Below are 14,652 nucleotides of genomic sequence, written 5' to 3'. Positions count from 1 at the left end.
ATTCTCGCTCAGCTGTGGAGCGGGTCCTACGCGGTGTGCGTGCGCAGCCAGATCGTCTGCGACATCGCCTGCAGCTTCTCGACCGCGGTAGGGGCCACCGGGCCCACGACGTCGGTCACCACGTAGCCCTGCTCGCCCAGCGTGGCGAGGTTCTGGGCGACCACGTTCAGGTTCTCCTCCGAGAGCACCCGGTTGATCTCGGCCAGCACGCCGGGGACGTTGACGTGCAGGTGGGCGATGCGCAGCGCGCCGGCGGCCAGCGGCGGGGTCTGCACCTCGGGCAGGTCGACCGAGAGCGCCGTGTTGCCGGCGTGCAGGAACGAGACCAGCTTGCCCGAGACGAACCGGCCGATCTCCTCCTGCGCCTCCTGCGTGGAGCCGCCGACGTGCGGGGTGAGGATGACGTTGTCCAGGCCGCGCAGCGGGCTCTCGAACGGCTCGCCCTGCGCCTTCGGCTCGATCGGGAACACGTCGATGGCGGCCCCCGAGATGTGACCGGTGAGCAGGCGCTCGCGCAGCGCCTCGTCGTCGACCACCATGCCGCGCGAGGCGTTGATGAAGATCGAGCGGGGTTTCATCCGGTCGAACTGCTCCGGCCCGAAGATGCCGGCGTTGCCGGGGCGGCCGTCGACGTGGAGCGTCACGACGTCCGAGCGCTCCAGCAGCTCCTCCAGCGAACGCACCCGCTCGGCGTTGCCGTGAGCGAGCCGCTCGTTGACGTCGTAGAAGATGACGCGCAGCCCGACCGCCTCGGCCACGACCGAGAGCTGTGAGCCGATGTTGCCGTAGCCGACGATGCCGAGCACCCGGCCCCGGATCTCGTGGCTGCCCTTGGCCGACTTGTCCCACACGCCCGCGTGCATCCGGTCGGTCTTCTCCACCAGGCGCCGGGCCAGCGCGATGATCTCGCCGATCACGAGCTCCACCACGCTGCGGGTGTTGGAGTACGGCGCGTTGAACGCCGCGATCCCGCGCCGGGCGGCGGCGGCCTTGTCGATCTGGTTGGTGCCGATGCAGAAGGCGCCCACGGCCGCCAGCTGGGGCGCGGAGTCCAGCACCCGCTCGGTCAGGTGGGTGTTGGAACGGATGCCGAGCAGGTCCACGCCCGGCAGCGCCGCGATCAGGTCCTGCTCCGCGAGGGAGCTCGACACCCGCTCGACCTCGATGCCGGCCGCGGCGAAGACCTCGTCGGCGCAGGGGTGGACGTTCTCCAGCAGCAGAGCCTTGGTCACGTACCCAGCCTAGGCAAGGCCGAGACGCGCGGGCCTACGACGTCTGCCCTGCGGACGGGGATGCGGACGGGGATGCGGACGGGGATGCGGACGGGGATGCGGACGCGGCGGGCGGCTGCTGCCGGCCGTTCTGCTGCCCGTTCTGCTGGCCGTTCTGCTGCTGGGGCGTACCGGAGCCGCCCCCGAACCCGCCCTGGCCCTGGCCCTGGCCCGGGCCCTGTCCCTGGCCCGGCTGCCCGCCGCCGCCACGGAAGCCGCGCATGCCGCCGAACCCGCCCTGACCGGGACCGAACCGGTTGCCGCCCTCGCTCTGGCCGGCTTTGGCGATCGCGGCGCCGCCGAGGCCGCCGATGATCACGGAGGCCAGTGCGACCGCGATGACGGCCCGCAGCGCCCAGAGCCGGTCCGCGAGACGGGTCCGAGCAGGAGGCGTGGGGTCGGCTGCAGCGTCGGACGCGGCATCAGGCGCGTGGGCAGGCAAGGACACGGGTTCCTGGCTCATGGGTCGATCCTGACCGCGTCGACTGAGATTCGCCTGTGACCCTGCCGTCCGCGACCTGTCCGGTTCTCACAGGTTCTGCACAGGTCCTCCATGGCGCACAGGTATTTGCCAGGCGCACAGTAGGCCTATGCCACTGGTCGACAAGCACCCCCAGCTCACCCGCCCCGACGGCTCGCCGCTGCGCGTGCTGGTCGTCGACGACGAGCCCAACATCGCCGAGCTGCTGCGCATGGCGCTGCGCTACGAGGGCTGGGAGGTCGACGTCGCCGGCACGGGCAGCAAGGCCGTGGCCGCCGCCAAGTCGGTGCGCCCCGACGCCGTCGTGCTCGACATGATGTTGCCCGACTTCGACGGCATGGAGGTCCTCAACCGGCTGCGCGCCCAGCAGGGCGACGTCCCCGTGCTGTTCCTCACCGCCCGCGACTCCGTCGAGGACCGGGTCGCCGGCCTCACCGCCGGCGGCGACGACTACGTCACCAAGCCGTTCAGCCTCGAGGAGGTCGTGGCCCGGCTGCGCGGCCTGCTGCGCCGCTCCGGCGCCACCGACGTCGAGTCCAGCAACGTCTTGGTGGTCGGCGACCTTTCCTTGGACGAGGACAGCCACGAGGTCCGCCGCGCCGAGACGGAGATCACCCTGACCGCCACCGAGTTCGAGCTGCTGCGGTTCTTGATGCGCAACCCCAAGCGAGTGCTCTCGAAGGCCCAGATCCTCGACCGCGTGTGGAACTACGACTTCGGCGGCCAGGCCAACGTCGTCGAGCTCTACATCTCCTACCTGCGCAAGAAGATCGACGCCGGCCGCGACCCGATGATCCACACCATGCGGGGCGCCGGGTACGTCCTCAAGCCAGCAGTCGAGTGAGGCTCGTCCCCCGCACCCTCACCACCCGCCTGGTCGTCACGGCCGTGGCGCTGGTGGCGGTCGTCAGCCTGCTGGTCGCGCTCGTGACCACACTGGCCATGAGCCGCTACCTGGTCTCGCGGCAGGACTCGCAGCTGCAAGACACCCAGCAGCGCGCCCAGCGCAACGGGCCCGCCCCGAGCGCGCCGACACCCAACGGGTCCCAGCGCGGGTTCCGCCCGTTCGTGGCCAAGGGCACCTTGTTCGTGCAGCTCTCCGGATCCGACAGCGGCACCCGGCAACAGCAGGGGGTCACCAACGACGACGGCGACGTCAAGGCCATCAGCAGCACTGTCCGCCGGCAGCTTCGCGGCGTGTCGGTGGACGACCACCCGCACACGGTCGACCTCTCAGGCCTCGGCTCCTACCGTGTGCTCGTCGGTACCGACAGCGACGGCAACGCCTTCGCGGTCGGGGTCTCCATGGAGGAGATCCACCGAGCCGAGGCCAGTCTGCTGCGCTGGTCGCTGCTGCTCACGGTCGGGGGGGTCCTGGTGGCGGCCGGCGCCGGCACCATCCTGGTGCGCCGCCAGCTGCACCCGCTGCACGAGGTCGCCGCCACCGCCTACGACGTCACCGCGATTCCGCTGGAGGCCGGCGGCCAGTCCATCGAGACCCGGGTGGACGCCCGCTACACCGACCCGCACACCGAGGTCGGTCGGGTCGGGTCCGCGCTCAACACGCTCCTGGACCACGTCGACGCCGCCCTCGACGCCCGGCATCGCAGCGAGCAGCACGTGCGTCAGTTCGTCGCCGACGCCTCCCACGAGCTGCGGACGCCGCTCTCCACCATCCACGGCTACGCCGAGCTGAGCCGTCGCACGCCAGACGATCCCGAGGCGCTGACGGCAGCGATGAACAAGGTCGAGACCGAGGCGACCCGGATGACGTCGCTGGTCAACGACCTGCTGCTGCTGGCCCGGCTCGACTCCGGCCGGCCTCTCGAGCGCGAGGAGGTCGACCTCACCCGGCTGCTGCTGGAGGCGGTGGCCGACGCCCGCGTCGTCGCGCCCGACCACGAGTGGCGCCTCGACCTACCCGATGAGCCGGTCGGCGCCGTCGGCGACGAGCAGCGGCTGCACCAGGTGGTGACCAACCTGATCAACAACGCCCGCCGTCACACCCCGCCCGGCACGACCGTCACCGTCGGCGTGCGGCCGCGACCCGCCGACGGCGAGCCGGTCACCGTCACGGTCCACGACGACGGTCCCGGTGTCCCGGCCGAGCTCGCCGACCACGTCTTCGAGCGCTTCACCCGCGGTGACTCCTCGCGCACCCGGGCCTCCGGCGGCGCCGGGCTGGGCCTGTCGCTCGTGCAGGCCATCACCGAGGCCCACGGCGGCACCGCCCGCCTCGGCAGCCGACCGGGCAGCACCACGTTCACTCTCCTGCTCCCCTGACTCTTGTCCGGCCCGGCCCAGGCCCGGGCCGGGCACGGTTCGGCCCTGGGTTCGGCGCAGGCCCTCGTCGTGGGGCCGGCCCACCTCACAGGTCAGCCACAGACTCGGCACGGGGTCCGTTCAGAGCCGACCCGCAGGCTCGTGGCATGACCTCGGACAGCACTGCCTTCCGCAGCCAGCTCACGGCGCCGTTCCGGGTGCGCCAGGCCCACATCGACACGAGCGACGGGACCGGCACACGACCGCGGTGGGCCCGTCCCGGACTGGTCGGGCTGCTCGCCCTGACCGCCGTGCTGTACCTGTGGGCCCTGGACCGCTCGGGCTGGGCCAACAGCTTCTACTCCGCGGCCGTCCAGGCCGGCTCGGTGTCGTGGAAGGCGATGTTCTTCGGATCCTCCGACGCCGCGAACGCCATCACCGTGGACAAGACGCCGCTCGCACTGTGGCCCATGGACCTCTCGGTCCGGATCTTCGGGCTGTCCTCGTGGAGCATCCTGGTGCCGCAGGCCATCGAGGGGGTGCTGACGGTCTGGCTGCTGCACAACACCGTGCGCCGCACCACCGGCTCCAACGGCGCGGCCCTGCTGGCCGGTCTGACGCTCGCCATCACCCCGGTGGCGGTCTTGATGTTCAAGTTCAACAACCCCGACGCGATGCTGGTGCTGCTCCTCACCGGCGCGGTCTACGCGACGATGCGGGCCCTGGAGAAGCCGTCGCTGCGGTGGGTGACCCTCGTCGGCGTGCTGGTCGGTCTGGCGTTCCTGGCCAAGATGTTGCAGGCCTTCTTGGTGCTGCCGGCCCTGGCGGTCGTCTACCTGCTCTTCGCCCACACCAGCATCCCCAAGCGGCTGGGCCACCTGGCCCTGGCCCTGGTGGCGATGATCGTCTCGGCCGGCTGGTGGATCGCGATCGTGTCGGTGTGGCCCGCCTCGAGCCGGCCCTACATCGGCGGCTCGCAGAACAACTCGATCCTCGAGCTCACCTTGGGCTACAACGGCCTGGGCCGGCTCAACGGCGAGGAGACCGGCTCGGTCGGCGGTGGCGGTGGCGGCGCGGGTGGCACCGGCGGCGGCATGTGGGGCCAGACCGGGCTGCTGCGCCTCTTCAACTCCGAGATCGGCGGCCAGATCGCCTGGCTGATGCCGGCCGCCCTGGTGCTGCTGGGCGTGGGCCTGTGGCTGACCCGCCGCACCGGCTTCGGGCAGCGGCGCACCGACCTGGTGCGCGCGGGCCTGGTCGTGTGGGGCCTGTGGCTGCTGGTCACAGGACTGACCTTCAGCTTCATGGCCGGCATCTTCCACGCCTATTACACGGTGGCGCTGTCCCCCGCGATCGGCGCCCTGGTCGGCATCGGCGGCTGGCTGCTGTGGCGTCATCGCGATTCCCTTCTCGCCCAGGGTGCCGCCGCGCTCACCGTCTCGCTGACCAGCGTCCTGGCCTTCTACCTCCTGGGCCGCTCGGCCGACTTCGTGCCGTGGCTGCGCTGGGTCGTGCTGGTGGTGGGGGTGGTCTCGGCGCTGCTGGTGGTGGGCATCGGCCACTACGGGCGCCGGGTCGCGATCGCCGTCGGCGCCGGCGTGCTGGTGGCGACCATGGCCGGCCCCGCCTCGTACGCCGTGCAGACCGCGACGACCGGCCACAGCGGCTCGATCGTCGACGCCGGCCCCAGCACGGGCAGCAGCGGCTTCGGGGGCGGCCGTGGCGGACCCGGTGGCGGTGGCAACGGCGGCGGGCGGCCCCCGGGCATGCCCAACCAGAACGGCCAGACCCAGAACGGCCAGACCCAGAACGGCCAGACCCAGAACGGGACTGGCGGTGGCTTCGGACGAGGCGGCGGCGGTATGGGTGGCGGTGCCGGCGGTCTGCTGAACGGCAGCACGGCGTCCTCGGCGCTGACCAAGCTGCTCGAGGCCGATGCGTCGAGCTACACCTGGGTCGCGGCGGCGGTGGGATCCAACAACGCCTCGGGCTACCAGCTGGCCACCCAGGAACCGGTGATGGCGATCGGCGGGTTCAACGGCTCGGACCCGAGCCCGACGCTGGCGCAGTTCAAGGCCTACGTCGCGGCCAAGAAGATCCACTACTTCATCGGCAGCGGGTCGAGCTTCGGCTCCTCCAGCGGCGGCAGCAGCGACTCCTCGTCGATCTCCACCTGGGTCTCGCAGAACTTCACCGCGACCACCGTCGGCGGCACGACCGTCTACGACCTGACCCAGCCCACCAGCTCCGCCAGCAGCTCCACCGCCACCGACGGGAGTGCCACGTGACCACCAGCCACCAGTCCGGGACCGATCCGGTGGCCGGCCTCGCCGCCGGAGCCTCGTGCGAGCCGGCTACCGCGACGGTGCTCGACGTCGTCATCCCGGTCTACAACGAGGAGGTGGCCCTGACCCCGGCGGTGGAGCGAGTGGTGGCCCACCTGCGGCGGCTGCCGTGGTCGTTCCGGGTCACGATCGCCGACAACGCCAGCACCGACGGCACCGCCATCGTGGCCCGTCGGCTGGACCACGCCTACGACGAGGTTCACGTGGTGCACCTGGCCGAGAAGGGCCGCGGCCGCGCCCTCAAGCGGGCCTGGAACCGGTCCGCGGCCCAGGTGCTGGTCTACATGGACGTCGACCTGTCCACCGACCTGAACGCGCTGCTGCCGCTGGTGGCGCCGCTCATCAGCGGTCACTCCGACCTGGCCATCGGCAGCCGGCTGCGCTCGGGCTCGCGAGTGGTGCGGGGCGCCAAGCGCGAGGTCATCTCGCGCGGCTACAACCTGCTGGTGCGCGGAGCGCTGCGCGCCCGGTTCTCCGACGCCCAGTGCGGGTTCAAGGCGATCCGGGCCGACATCGCCCGCGAGGTGCTGCCGCTGGTGGAGGACAACGCCTGGTTCTTCGACACAGAGCTGCTGGTGCTCGCCGAACGGATCGGGCTGCGGATCCACGAGGTGCCGGTCGACTGGACCGACGACCCCGACAGCCGGGTCGACATCTGGCGTACCGCTCGCGACGACGTGCGCGGCATCGCCCGGCTCGGCCGCGGCCTGATCACCCGGCGCATCCCCGTGCGCGACGTCGCCGTCCGGCTCGGCCGGGCTAGCGCCGACGCCGGCGGCGGTCGCCTGGGGATGCAGGTGGTGATGTTCGGGCTGATCGGCGTCGCCTCCACGCTGGCCTACGGCGGCATCTACCTGCTGCTGCGGACCTCGATGGACGCGCAGCTGGCGAACCTGCTGGCGTTGCTCATCACCGCCGTGGGCAACACGGCTGCCAATCGGCGTCTGACGTTCGGGGTGAGCGGGCCCGAGGGGATGGTCCGCCATCAGGTCCAGGGCCTGGTGATCTTCCTCATCGGGCTGGGGGTCACCAGCGGCGCGCTGTGGGCGGTCGACGCCAGCAACGGCAGCGGTCACGGACACCACGGCGTCGAGGTCGTCGTCCTCACCGTGGCCAACCTGCTGGTGACCGTGATGCGGTTCGTGGCGATGCGGGTCTGGGTGTTCGCGCGAGGTGCTCGGGAGGTCTGAGAACTTTCGACAATCCGGACATAGGCTCTGCCCGTTTCGCGTACCTTGTGCATATCGACAGGCCCTCCGCTACGGCCCGTCGCCACTTCTGCGCAGGAGGATGTGCATGGGCACGCACCGCGACGTCACGGCCACCCCGCTGGTCGGCGCCGGCATCCGTGCCGGTGACGTCGACGGCGTCTTGGAGGACGCCCTGCTGCCCGGAGGCGTCGTCGCCTACGTGCAGTGCATCGTCGACCTGGCGCGCGGCACGATCGTCGGCTACGAGGCCCTGGCCCGGTTCCGCCGTGCCGCCCAGGAGAGCCCCGCCGGCGTCTTCGCCGCCGCGCGCAACCGGGGTCGACTGACCCGGCTCGAGGCAGCCACGCTGCGCGCCGGCATCGCCCGGCTCGACACGCTGCCGGCCGACACGTTCCTCACCGTCAACGTCTCCCCCGAGGTGCTGGCCACCCGCGAGGTGCGCGAGGTCCTCGAGGAGCGCGGCTCGCTGCGACGCGTCGTGTTCGACCTGACCGAGCACTCCGGCGTCGACCTCGGCACCCAGCTGCTCGACACCCTCGGCGAGCTGCGCGCCTCCGGCGCCCGGGTGGCCGTGGACCACGGCGGCACCACCTACACGCGTCTGCACGACCTGCAGGCGCTGCGCCCCGACATCCTCATGCTCGACCGCGCCATGGTCTCCGGCGTCGACCGCGACCCCACCCGCCGTATGCAGATCGAGCTGGTCGCCAACCTGGCCTGCCAGCTCGACGCCCAGCTGCTGGCCGAGGGTGTGGAGACCTTGGCCGAGCTGGACACCATCTCCCGGCTCGGGGTCCACCTGGCCCAGGGCTTCCTGCTCGCCCGTCCCGCCCCGGAGTGGCCGATCGTGCGCGAGCAGACCACCGCGCTGCTGCAGACGATCGCCGCCCAGCACGGCGGCGCCACCCTGGTCGACCTGCTCCAGCAGGCGCCGACCACCACCTCGCTGGGTCACGGCGAACGGGCTCCGCGCGGCGAGGTGCTCGTCGTGCTGGACGCCGAGCACCGACCGGCCAGCATCATCGACGAGCTCGGCCGGGTGCTCGGCGTCGAGCAGAGCACCGGCACGGTCAAGGTGCGCAGCCAGGTGACCGCCGCCGCCCGTTACGCGACGTCGCGGCCGGGACCGACGCGGTTCCTGCCGCTGGTGTGCACCGACGACGGCGGCCGCTACGTCGGCGTCGTCAGGGTCGACGCCGTGCTGGCGCACCTGGCCAGCCGCTGAGCCAGCCGCTGAGCCAGCCGCTGAGCCAGCCGTTCTGCCGGCCGCTCAGCCGGAGACGGCGTTGAGCGCGCCGACCAGGGATCCCGCCAGCGCGGCGATCAGCTGCTCGCGCGTCATCGAGGAGGGGTCCTCGGCCCAGGCGAGCACCAGCTCCTCGGCCAGTGAGGCCCAGCCGCGCACCATCAGCCGCGTCGCGGGCGTGTCCGCATGCCCGAGCGCGGTCAGCCCGTCGATCCGCTGCTCGCCTGCGGCGCGCTCGAACATCCGCCCGGTGAGCGCGTCGCGAGCCTGCTCGTAGACGACCCGGAGCTCCTCGTCGCCGCCGTTGGCGGCCCGCACCAGCGAGAGGTAGCCGGCCCGGTTGGCCACGACGTAGTCGACGTAGGCCGCCAGCGAGCGCTCCAGCACGCCGAGGAGGTCCTCGCCGTCGTCGGGCGCGGTGATGGCCACCAGGTCCTCGACCGCCTTGCGCACGACGGCGCGGTGGAAGTCCTGCAGGTTCGCGAAGTAGTGGTAGAGCAGGCCGCGCGAGATGCCGGCCTGCTCGGCCATCAGCTCGGTCGAGAGCTCCTCCAGCGACCGCGTGGCCAGCAGCCGCACGCCGTGCTCGAGCAGCAGCTCGCGACGCTGCTCGGGTGGCATGCGGGTGCGCTGGGTGGTCGCCGCCGTCATGTGGCCCACCTTACTGAATCTGTTTCAACAACGCTATTGACGCTGGTTCAATACCGTCGGTACGTTCGCCGCATGGCCGCCACCACCGCATCCGAGACCCCGCTCCCGGCGCTCCCAGCACTTCCGGCGCACGTCCGGGTGCTGATCATCGGCTCCGGCTTCGCCGGGCTGGGCACCGCGATCCGGCTGCAGGAGAGCGGTGAGCGGGACTTCCTGGTCGTCGAGAAGGGCTCCGACGTCGGCGGCACCTGGCGCGACAACACCTACCCCGGCGCCGCCTGCGACGTCCCCAGCCAGCTCTACTCCTTCTCCTTCGCGCTCAACCCCTCCTGGAGCCGGTCGTTCTCCCCGCAGCCGGAGATCTGGGACTACCTGCGGCGCACCGCTCGCGAGGCCGGGGTGCTCGACCGCTTCAGCTTCGACACCGAGGTGCACGACGCCGCCTGGGACGCCGAGGACCGGGTGTGGCGCGTGGTCACCTCGGCCGGCACGGTCACCGCCGACCTGCTGGTCAGCGGGGCCGGCGGCCTCTCCGAGCCGCGGCTGCCCGACATCGAGGGCATCGAGACGTTCGAGGGTCAGCTGTTCCACTCCGCGCGCTGGGACCACTCCGCCGACCTGCGCGGTCAACGCGTCGCCGTCATCGGCACCGGCGCCTCAGCCATCCAGATCGTGCCCAAGCTGGCCGAGCTCGCCTCGCACCTCGACGTCTACCAGCGCACCGCCCCGTGGATCGCCCCGCGCCCCGACCGTGCCTACACCGGCGTCGAGAAGCTGGGGTTCCGGCTCGTTCCGGGTCTGCAGCGGCTCTACCGTGCCGGCATCTACTGGGGCCGCGAGGCGCTGGTGCCCGGCCTGACCCTGCAGCCGCGCCTGCAGGCCCTCCCCCAGCTCGTGGCCCGTCGCCACCTGGAGCGCTCGATCTCCGACCCCGAGCTGCGCCGCAAGGTCACGCCGCAGTTCACGATGGGGTGCAAGCGGATGCTCATCAGCAACGACTACTACCCCGCCCTGGACTCAGCGCACGTCGACCTGGTGACGGACCCGATCGCGGAGATCACCCCGACCGGCATCCGCACCCGCGAGGCCGACGGCACCACCCGCGAGCGCGAGATCGACGTGCTGGTCGTCGCCACGGGCTTCTACACCACCGACCTGCCCATCGCCCACCACATCAAGGGCCGCGACGGCCGCACGCTCGCCGACGCCTGGGCCGAGCACGGCATGAGCGCCTACAAGGGCACGACCGTCGCCGGGTTCCCCAACTTCTTCCAGGTCGTCGGGCCCAACACCGGCCAGGGGCACACGAGCATGGTCCACATCATCGAGTCCCAGATCGCCTACCTCCTCGACGCGCTCCGCGTCATGGACGAGCGCGGACTGACCACCCTCGAGCCCGAGGCCACCGCGCAGCGACGCTGGAACGACCGGCTGCAGCGCCGGATGCGCCACACGGTGTGGACCAAGGGCGGCTGCTCCAGCTGGTATCTCGACGAGCACGGCCGCAACACCACCTTGTGGCCGATGAGCACCGTCGCCTTCCGTCGGCTGCTGCGCAGCTTCGACCCCGACGCCTACCTCACCTCCACCGCGAGCAAGGGAGCAAGCACATGAGGACTCTGGACAACAAGGTCGTCGTCGTCACCGGCGCCGGCTCCGGCATCGGCCGCGCCGTGGCCGTGAACGCCGCCGGGCGGGGCGCGCTGGTCGCCGTCAGCGACGTCAACGACGACGGACTCGCCGAGACCGTCGAGCTGGTCAAGGACCACGGCGCCCGCGCCGTGCGCTCGGACCACCTCGACGTGGCCGACCGCGACGCCTTCGGCGCCTACGCCGGCGCCGTGGCCGACCAGTTCGGCCGGGTCAACGTCGTGGTCAACAACGCCGGCGTGAGCTACAGCGGGCCGATCGAGGAGATCGACTACGACGGCTTCGACTGGATCATGGGCATCAACTTCTGGGGCGTCGTCCACGGCACGATGGAGTTCCTGCCCCACCTCATCGCCTCCGGCGACGGCCACCTGGTCAACATCTCCTCTCTCTTCGGGCTGGTCTCGATGCCGGGCCAGGCGACCTACAACGCCGCGAAGTACGCCGTGCGCGGCTTCACCGAGTCGGTCCGCGAGGACATGTTGATGGCCCGTCACCCGGTCGGCGTCAGCTGCGTCCACCCCGGCGGCATCCGCACCAACATCGTGCGTGGCGGTCGCGTCACCGGCGGCGAGGACCTGGCCGACATGGCCGACATGTTCGACGCCAAGCTGGCCAAGACCACGCCCGAGAAGGCCGCCCAGGTGATCGTCGGCGGCATCCTCCACAACCGGCCGCGGGTGCTCATCGGCGCGGACGCCCACGCCGTGCACACCCTCGCCAAGCTGCTCGGCGCCCGGTACCAGGACGTCTTCACCGCCGCCGCGCGCCGCACCCTGCCCCAGCGGAGCCGGTAGCGGCGGGGGTAGATACTCGGGCGCGTGCGCCCGGTGAGGATCGAGACCCGCAAATGGCCCGACTCCCCCCACTGGGAGTTCGACGCCATGCGGTTGGGCGCCGACCGTCACGGCGTGTGGTGCGGGCTGGTGCGGGGCACGGTGATGAGTCGCCCGGGCGTCACCCAGACCGCCGCGGCCGACCACGTCACCTGCGTACCGCACGAGGACTGGTGGCTGGCCACCTTCTACGGCTCGCACCCCGTGCGCGACGCCGCCCGCCCCTTCGACACCTACGTCGACATCGCCACGCCGTGCGACTGGCAGGGCGAGCACCTCGTCCGTGCGGTCGACCTCGACCTCGACGTCATCCGCGGCACGACCGGGCGGGTCTGGATCGACGACGAGGACGAGTTCGCCGAGCACCGCTCGGCGCTGGGCTACCCCCACGACGTCGTCGAGCACGCCATGGAGTCGTGCACCAGCGTCCTGGCCGCCGTGCAGGCCGGTGAGCCTCCCTTCGACGGCGCCACCGCTGCGGGCTGGCTCGCGCTGTTCCGCGAGAAGACAGCCGGAGGCGACTGAGAGCCGGGTCCCGTGCGGGGTGGACTCCAGCTCCAGCTCGGCGCCGGTCCGGTCGGCCACGTCGATCTCGAGCAGACCGGGACGGTCGACGTCGAGAAGCGTGCGGGTGAAGCCGTGGCGAGCCGCCACGCGGCGGACGACCGCGCGCACCGTGTGCCGGCGGGTGTAGCCGCCGTCGAACGACAGCGTCGGCAGCCAGCTGCGCTCACCCCGGTGGCACAGCGCCCGCTGCCCGGAGGCCGCCTCGCGCCAGGGTCGCGGCCCGACCGCTCGGGCCAGGGCCGCCACCAGCTCGGACCGCACGGCGTGCAGATCGGGTGCCGCGGCGGCCGTGGGCTGCGACCCGCAGGCCGCCAGCACCACGAGGAGGAGCGCCGGCAGCCACCTGGCCATCAGCCCATCCCGCCGAACGTCGCGAGATGCTCGGGCTGGCTGATCGATGGCGCCAGGACCAGGTCCTCGGGGCGACCGGCCACCACGGCGGCGATGTTGTGCTGGCTCAGCGTCTCGGCGTCCAGGTAGTGCACGTGCCCGCGGGCCGAGCCGGAGCCGAGAACCCGGAAGCCTCGCAGCATGGACGGCAGCGTCCCGAACCGCTGGGTGGCGGCCACCACGTCCTCCGGTGCGGAGAGGTCCCACAGGTGCCCGGCCGGCACGTGCAACCGCGCCACATCGTCCACACCGGTGCCGGGCGAGCCGAAGAGCACCAGGTCGTCGACGCCGGTGCCCCGGTGGCGCATCGCGTAGCAGGCGGCGACCGAGCCGTAGGAGTGACCCAGCAGGGTCAGATGGGTCGGTGGCAGCCCGGCCAGGAAGGCGGCCAGCCGGTCACCGCCGGTCCGCGCGAGGTGGGAGGAGCCGACGCTGAGCCAGCCGTCGAGCACGTCGTCGGCCTGCGGCGCGTCGTAGCCCAGCCAGGTGATCGCCGCGGTGTCCGGGGCCCCGCTCCCACCTCCCCCGCTGCTGCCAACGCTGCGCTCGCGGAGCGCGACCATCGCGGCGTCGGCCTTGACCAGGCTGTCCTGGATGCTGCTGGTCATGCCCGGCACGTAGACGGCGACGTGCGCCGCGGTGTCGACGTCGCCCACGGACACCGCGGCGTGCAGGTCGTGGCCCTGCCACGGGTCGAGGGCCAGCAGCTGCCGCCCGGGCAACCGCAGCACCCGCCGCAGCACGGCCAGGGCGCGCAGCTTGCGGGCGAGGTCCTCCTCCTCACGGTCGGGCATCGAGAGGCCGGGTCCGTAGGGCTGGTAGCCGTGGCGGCGCGCCGCGAGCTCGTCCAGCCTCGCCCGCAGCCGGGCCTCGATGCGCGGCAGCCGGGCGCGGTTGGCCCGGTCGGCGGCGTGGCCTCGCCAGGCCGACGGCTCGCCGGCCGCGACGGCGAAGGCGGCGGCCGCGCGGGCGTAGGCGTCCTTCGCCAGCTCGGCGGCGTCCTCGCACGCCGCGACGTCGGCGCCGGCCGCCGCCAGGAGCCGCTGCCGCGCGACCTCGGCGGAGGTCTCGGCCAGCAGGTGGCCGAGGTGCTGCAGGCGGCGCCCGATCCTCCCGACGTCGTCGGCGAAGGCGCTCAACCCGGTCTGCGTGGCCGTTGCAGCGGCCACGAACCCGTCGCGACGCGGACCGCTCCAGGACTCCCCCGCCCGCTGCGAGCGGCCGACGCCGCGTCGCTGCCGGTCCAGTGCCGCCGCCACCGAGAGCAGTGAATGACCGGCCGCTAGGAGCGCGTCGGCGTCTCCTGCGGGCGCCGCGAGCGCGTCAGCCATCGCCGGCCCGCCGCAGGTCCGCCGCCCCGGCGCTGGCAGCGGCGCCGAGCGCCGTCACCTGAGCCGCGGCCGCCACCAGCCCCCCGCACCAGGTGAGCGACACCGCCTCCAGCGCGGCGGCCGCGGCCCGGTGCCCCACGGCGCCGGCCGCCCTCGCCAGCGCGGCCCGCAGCTCGGCCGCGAGCGCGGCCACGTCATCGCCCGCCCGGGCGAGCTCCTCCCCCGCTCGGCCGACGACCGCGACGTCGCCTCCCCTGAACCCGGTACTCAACCCCGTGCTCAACCCCGTGCCACCCATGCGCAACCCCTCCTCGGTCCGGCGCTGGTCGATCCGTCGAGAATCGTGACCAGCGCGGCGAGGGCGGCCAACCGGCATCCGGGTCGGCTGTGGAGAACGCCCGGAAGCCCAGG

At 72.5% G+C, this 14,652-nt stretch carries 13 protein-coding genes and 1 pseudogene; 8 read left to right on the top strand and 6 right to left on the bottom strand.

From position 1 onward, the window contains the following. Nucleotides 1–26 precede the first annotated feature (26 nt). Nucleotides 27–1,232, bottom strand: a complete 1,206-nt coding sequence (gene serA, locus D9V37_RS11510; protein ID WP_121806279.1) for a phosphoglycerate dehydrogenase — start codon at nt 1,230–1,232, stop codon at nt 27–29. A 34-nt stretch (nt 1,233–1,266) separates the two neighbouring features. After that, nucleotides 1,267–1,734, bottom strand: coding sequence for a hypothetical protein (locus D9V37_RS11505; RefSeq protein WP_121806278.1), 468 nt, complete (start codon nt 1,732–1,734; stop codon nt 1,267–1,269). A gap of 127 nt (nt 1,735–1,861) precedes the next feature. Here D9V37_RS11505 and D9V37_RS11500 point away from each other — a divergent pair, with 127 nt between their 5' ends. From D9V37_RS11500 to D9V37_RS11480, 5 genes are all read left to right on the top strand, one after another. Continuing rightward, nucleotides 1,862–2,596 (top strand): response regulator transcription factor, encoded by a 735-nt coding sequence (locus D9V37_RS11500; RefSeq protein ID WP_121806277.1) that lies wholly within the window; start codon nt 1,862–1,864, stop codon nt 2,594–2,596. Continuing rightward, entirely contained in the window at nt 2,593–4,035 is a 1,443-nt protein-coding gene (locus D9V37_RS11495) for a sensor histidine kinase (RefSeq protein WP_121806276.1), read from the top strand. The genes D9V37_RS11500 and D9V37_RS11495 overlap by 4 nt, the downstream gene beginning before the upstream one ends. 146 nt (nt 4,036–4,181) lie before the next feature. Next, nucleotides 4,182–6,302 carry a glycosyltransferase family 39 protein gene (locus D9V37_RS11490; protein ID WP_121806275.1) on the top strand — a complete coding sequence of 707 codons (2,121 nt, stop codon included), beginning with the start codon at nt 4,182–4,184 and terminating at the stop codon, nt 6,300–6,302. After that, nucleotides 6,299–7,549 (top strand): glycosyltransferase, encoded by a 1,251-nt coding sequence (locus tag D9V37_RS11485; protein ID WP_232524873.1) that lies wholly within the window; start codon nt 6,299–6,301, stop codon nt 7,547–7,549. The genes D9V37_RS11490 and D9V37_RS11485 overlap by 4 nt, the downstream gene beginning before the upstream one ends. Nucleotides 7,550–7,655: 106 nt before the next feature. Beyond that, a complete protein-coding gene (locus tag D9V37_RS11480; RefSeq protein WP_158604450.1) occupies nt 7,656–8,795 on the top strand; it encodes an EAL domain-containing protein in 1,140 nt (379 codons plus the stop codon). Between the two features lie 45 nt (nt 8,796–8,840). On the opposite strand, the gene D9V37_RS11475 is transcribed toward D9V37_RS11480, so the two are convergent. After that, a complete protein-coding gene (locus D9V37_RS11475) occupies nt 8,841–9,467 on the bottom strand; it encodes a TetR/AcrR family transcriptional regulator (RefSeq protein ID WP_198412502.1) in 627 nt (208 codons plus the stop codon). Between the two features lie 72 nt (nt 9,468–9,539). Between D9V37_RS11475 and D9V37_RS11470 the strand changes: the two genes are divergently transcribed. The 3 genes from D9V37_RS11470 to D9V37_RS11460 are packed head-to-tail and all read left to right on the top strand — an operon-like array spanning nt 9,540 to nt 12,478. Next, nucleotides 9,540–11,081 carry a flavin-containing monooxygenase gene (locus D9V37_RS11470; protein WP_121806272.1) on the top strand — a complete coding sequence of 514 codons (1,542 nt, stop codon included), beginning with the start codon at nt 9,540–9,542 and terminating at the stop codon, nt 11,079–11,081. Continuing rightward, nucleotides 11,078–11,914 (top strand): SDR family NAD(P)-dependent oxidoreductase, encoded by an 837-nt coding sequence (locus D9V37_RS11465; RefSeq protein ID WP_121806271.1) that lies wholly within the window; start codon nt 11,078–11,080, stop codon nt 11,912–11,914. The genes D9V37_RS11470 and D9V37_RS11465 overlap by 4 nt, the downstream gene beginning before the upstream one ends. 24 nt (nt 11,915–11,938) lie before the next feature. Then, nucleotides 11,939–12,478, top strand: a complete 540-nt coding sequence (locus tag D9V37_RS11460; RefSeq protein ID WP_147455930.1) for a DUF402 domain-containing protein — start codon at nt 11,939–11,941, stop codon at nt 12,476–12,478. A 33-nt stretch (nt 12,479–12,511) separates the two neighbouring features. On the opposite strand, the pseudogene D9V37_RS21005 reads toward D9V37_RS11460, so the two are convergent. The 3 genes and pseudogenes from D9V37_RS21005 to D9V37_RS11445 form a co-directional block, all read right to left on the bottom strand. Beyond that, nucleotides 12,512–12,871 (bottom strand): annotated as a pseudogene (locus tag D9V37_RS21005) (hypothetical protein); the annotation flags it as partial. Next, nucleotides 12,871–14,241, bottom strand: coding sequence for an alpha/beta hydrolase (locus D9V37_RS11450; protein ID WP_147455929.1), 1,371 nt, complete (start codon nt 14,239–14,241; stop codon nt 12,871–12,873). The pseudogene D9V37_RS21005 and the gene D9V37_RS11450, both read right to left, overlap by 1 nt. Further along, a complete protein-coding gene (locus D9V37_RS11445; protein WP_121806268.1) occupies nt 14,234–14,539 on the bottom strand; it encodes a hypothetical protein in 306 nt (101 codons plus the stop codon). Before D9V37_RS11445 ends, D9V37_RS11450 begins: the two co-directional genes overlap by 8 nt. Between the last annotated feature and the right edge of the window lie 113 nt (nt 14,540–14,652).

It is taken from the genome of Nocardioides mangrovicus, assembly GCF_003674065.1.
Classification (GTDB): domain Bacteria; phylum Actinomycetota; class Actinomycetes; order Propionibacteriales; family Nocardioidaceae; genus Marmoricola; species Marmoricola mangrovicus.
This window is presented reverse-complemented; position numbering and strand designations above follow the sequence as displayed.

Excerpts from the sequence above, each read along its gene's own strand:
- D9V37_RS11465 (WP_121806271.1), top strand. The coding sequence starts at position 11,078 with ATGAGGACTCTGGACAACAAGGTCGTCGTCGTCACCGGCGCCGGCTCC.
- D9V37_RS11505 (WP_121806278.1), bottom strand. The coding sequence starts at position 1,734 with ATGAGCCAGGAACCCGTGTCCTTGCCTGCCCACGCGCCTGATGCCGCG.
- D9V37_RS11450 (WP_147455929.1), bottom strand. The coding sequence starts at position 14,241 with ATGGCTGACGCGCTCGCGGCGCCCGCAGGAGACGCCGACGCGCTCCTA.
- D9V37_RS11470 (WP_121806272.1), top strand. The coding sequence starts at position 9,540 with ATGGCCGCCACCACCGCATCCGAGACCCCGCTCCCGGCGCTCCCAGCA.
- D9V37_RS11480 (WP_158604450.1), top strand. The coding sequence starts at position 7,656 with ATGGGCACGCACCGCGACGTCACGGCCACCCCGCTGGTCGGCGCCGGC.
- D9V37_RS11490 (WP_121806275.1), top strand. The coding sequence starts at position 4,182 with ATGACCTCGGACAGCACTGCCTTCCGCAGCCAGCTCACGGCGCCGTTC.
- D9V37_RS11500 (WP_121806277.1), top strand. The coding sequence starts at position 1,862 with ATGCCACTGGTCGACAAGCACCCCCAGCTCACCCGCCCCGACGGCTCG.
- D9V37_RS11445 (WP_121806268.1), bottom strand. The coding sequence starts at position 14,539 with ATGGGTGGCACGGGGTTGAGCACGGGGTTGAGTACCGGGTTCAGGGGA.
- D9V37_RS11475 (WP_198412502.1), bottom strand. The coding sequence starts at position 9,467 with ATGACGGCGGCGACCACCCAGCGCACCCGCATGCCACCCGAGCAGCGT.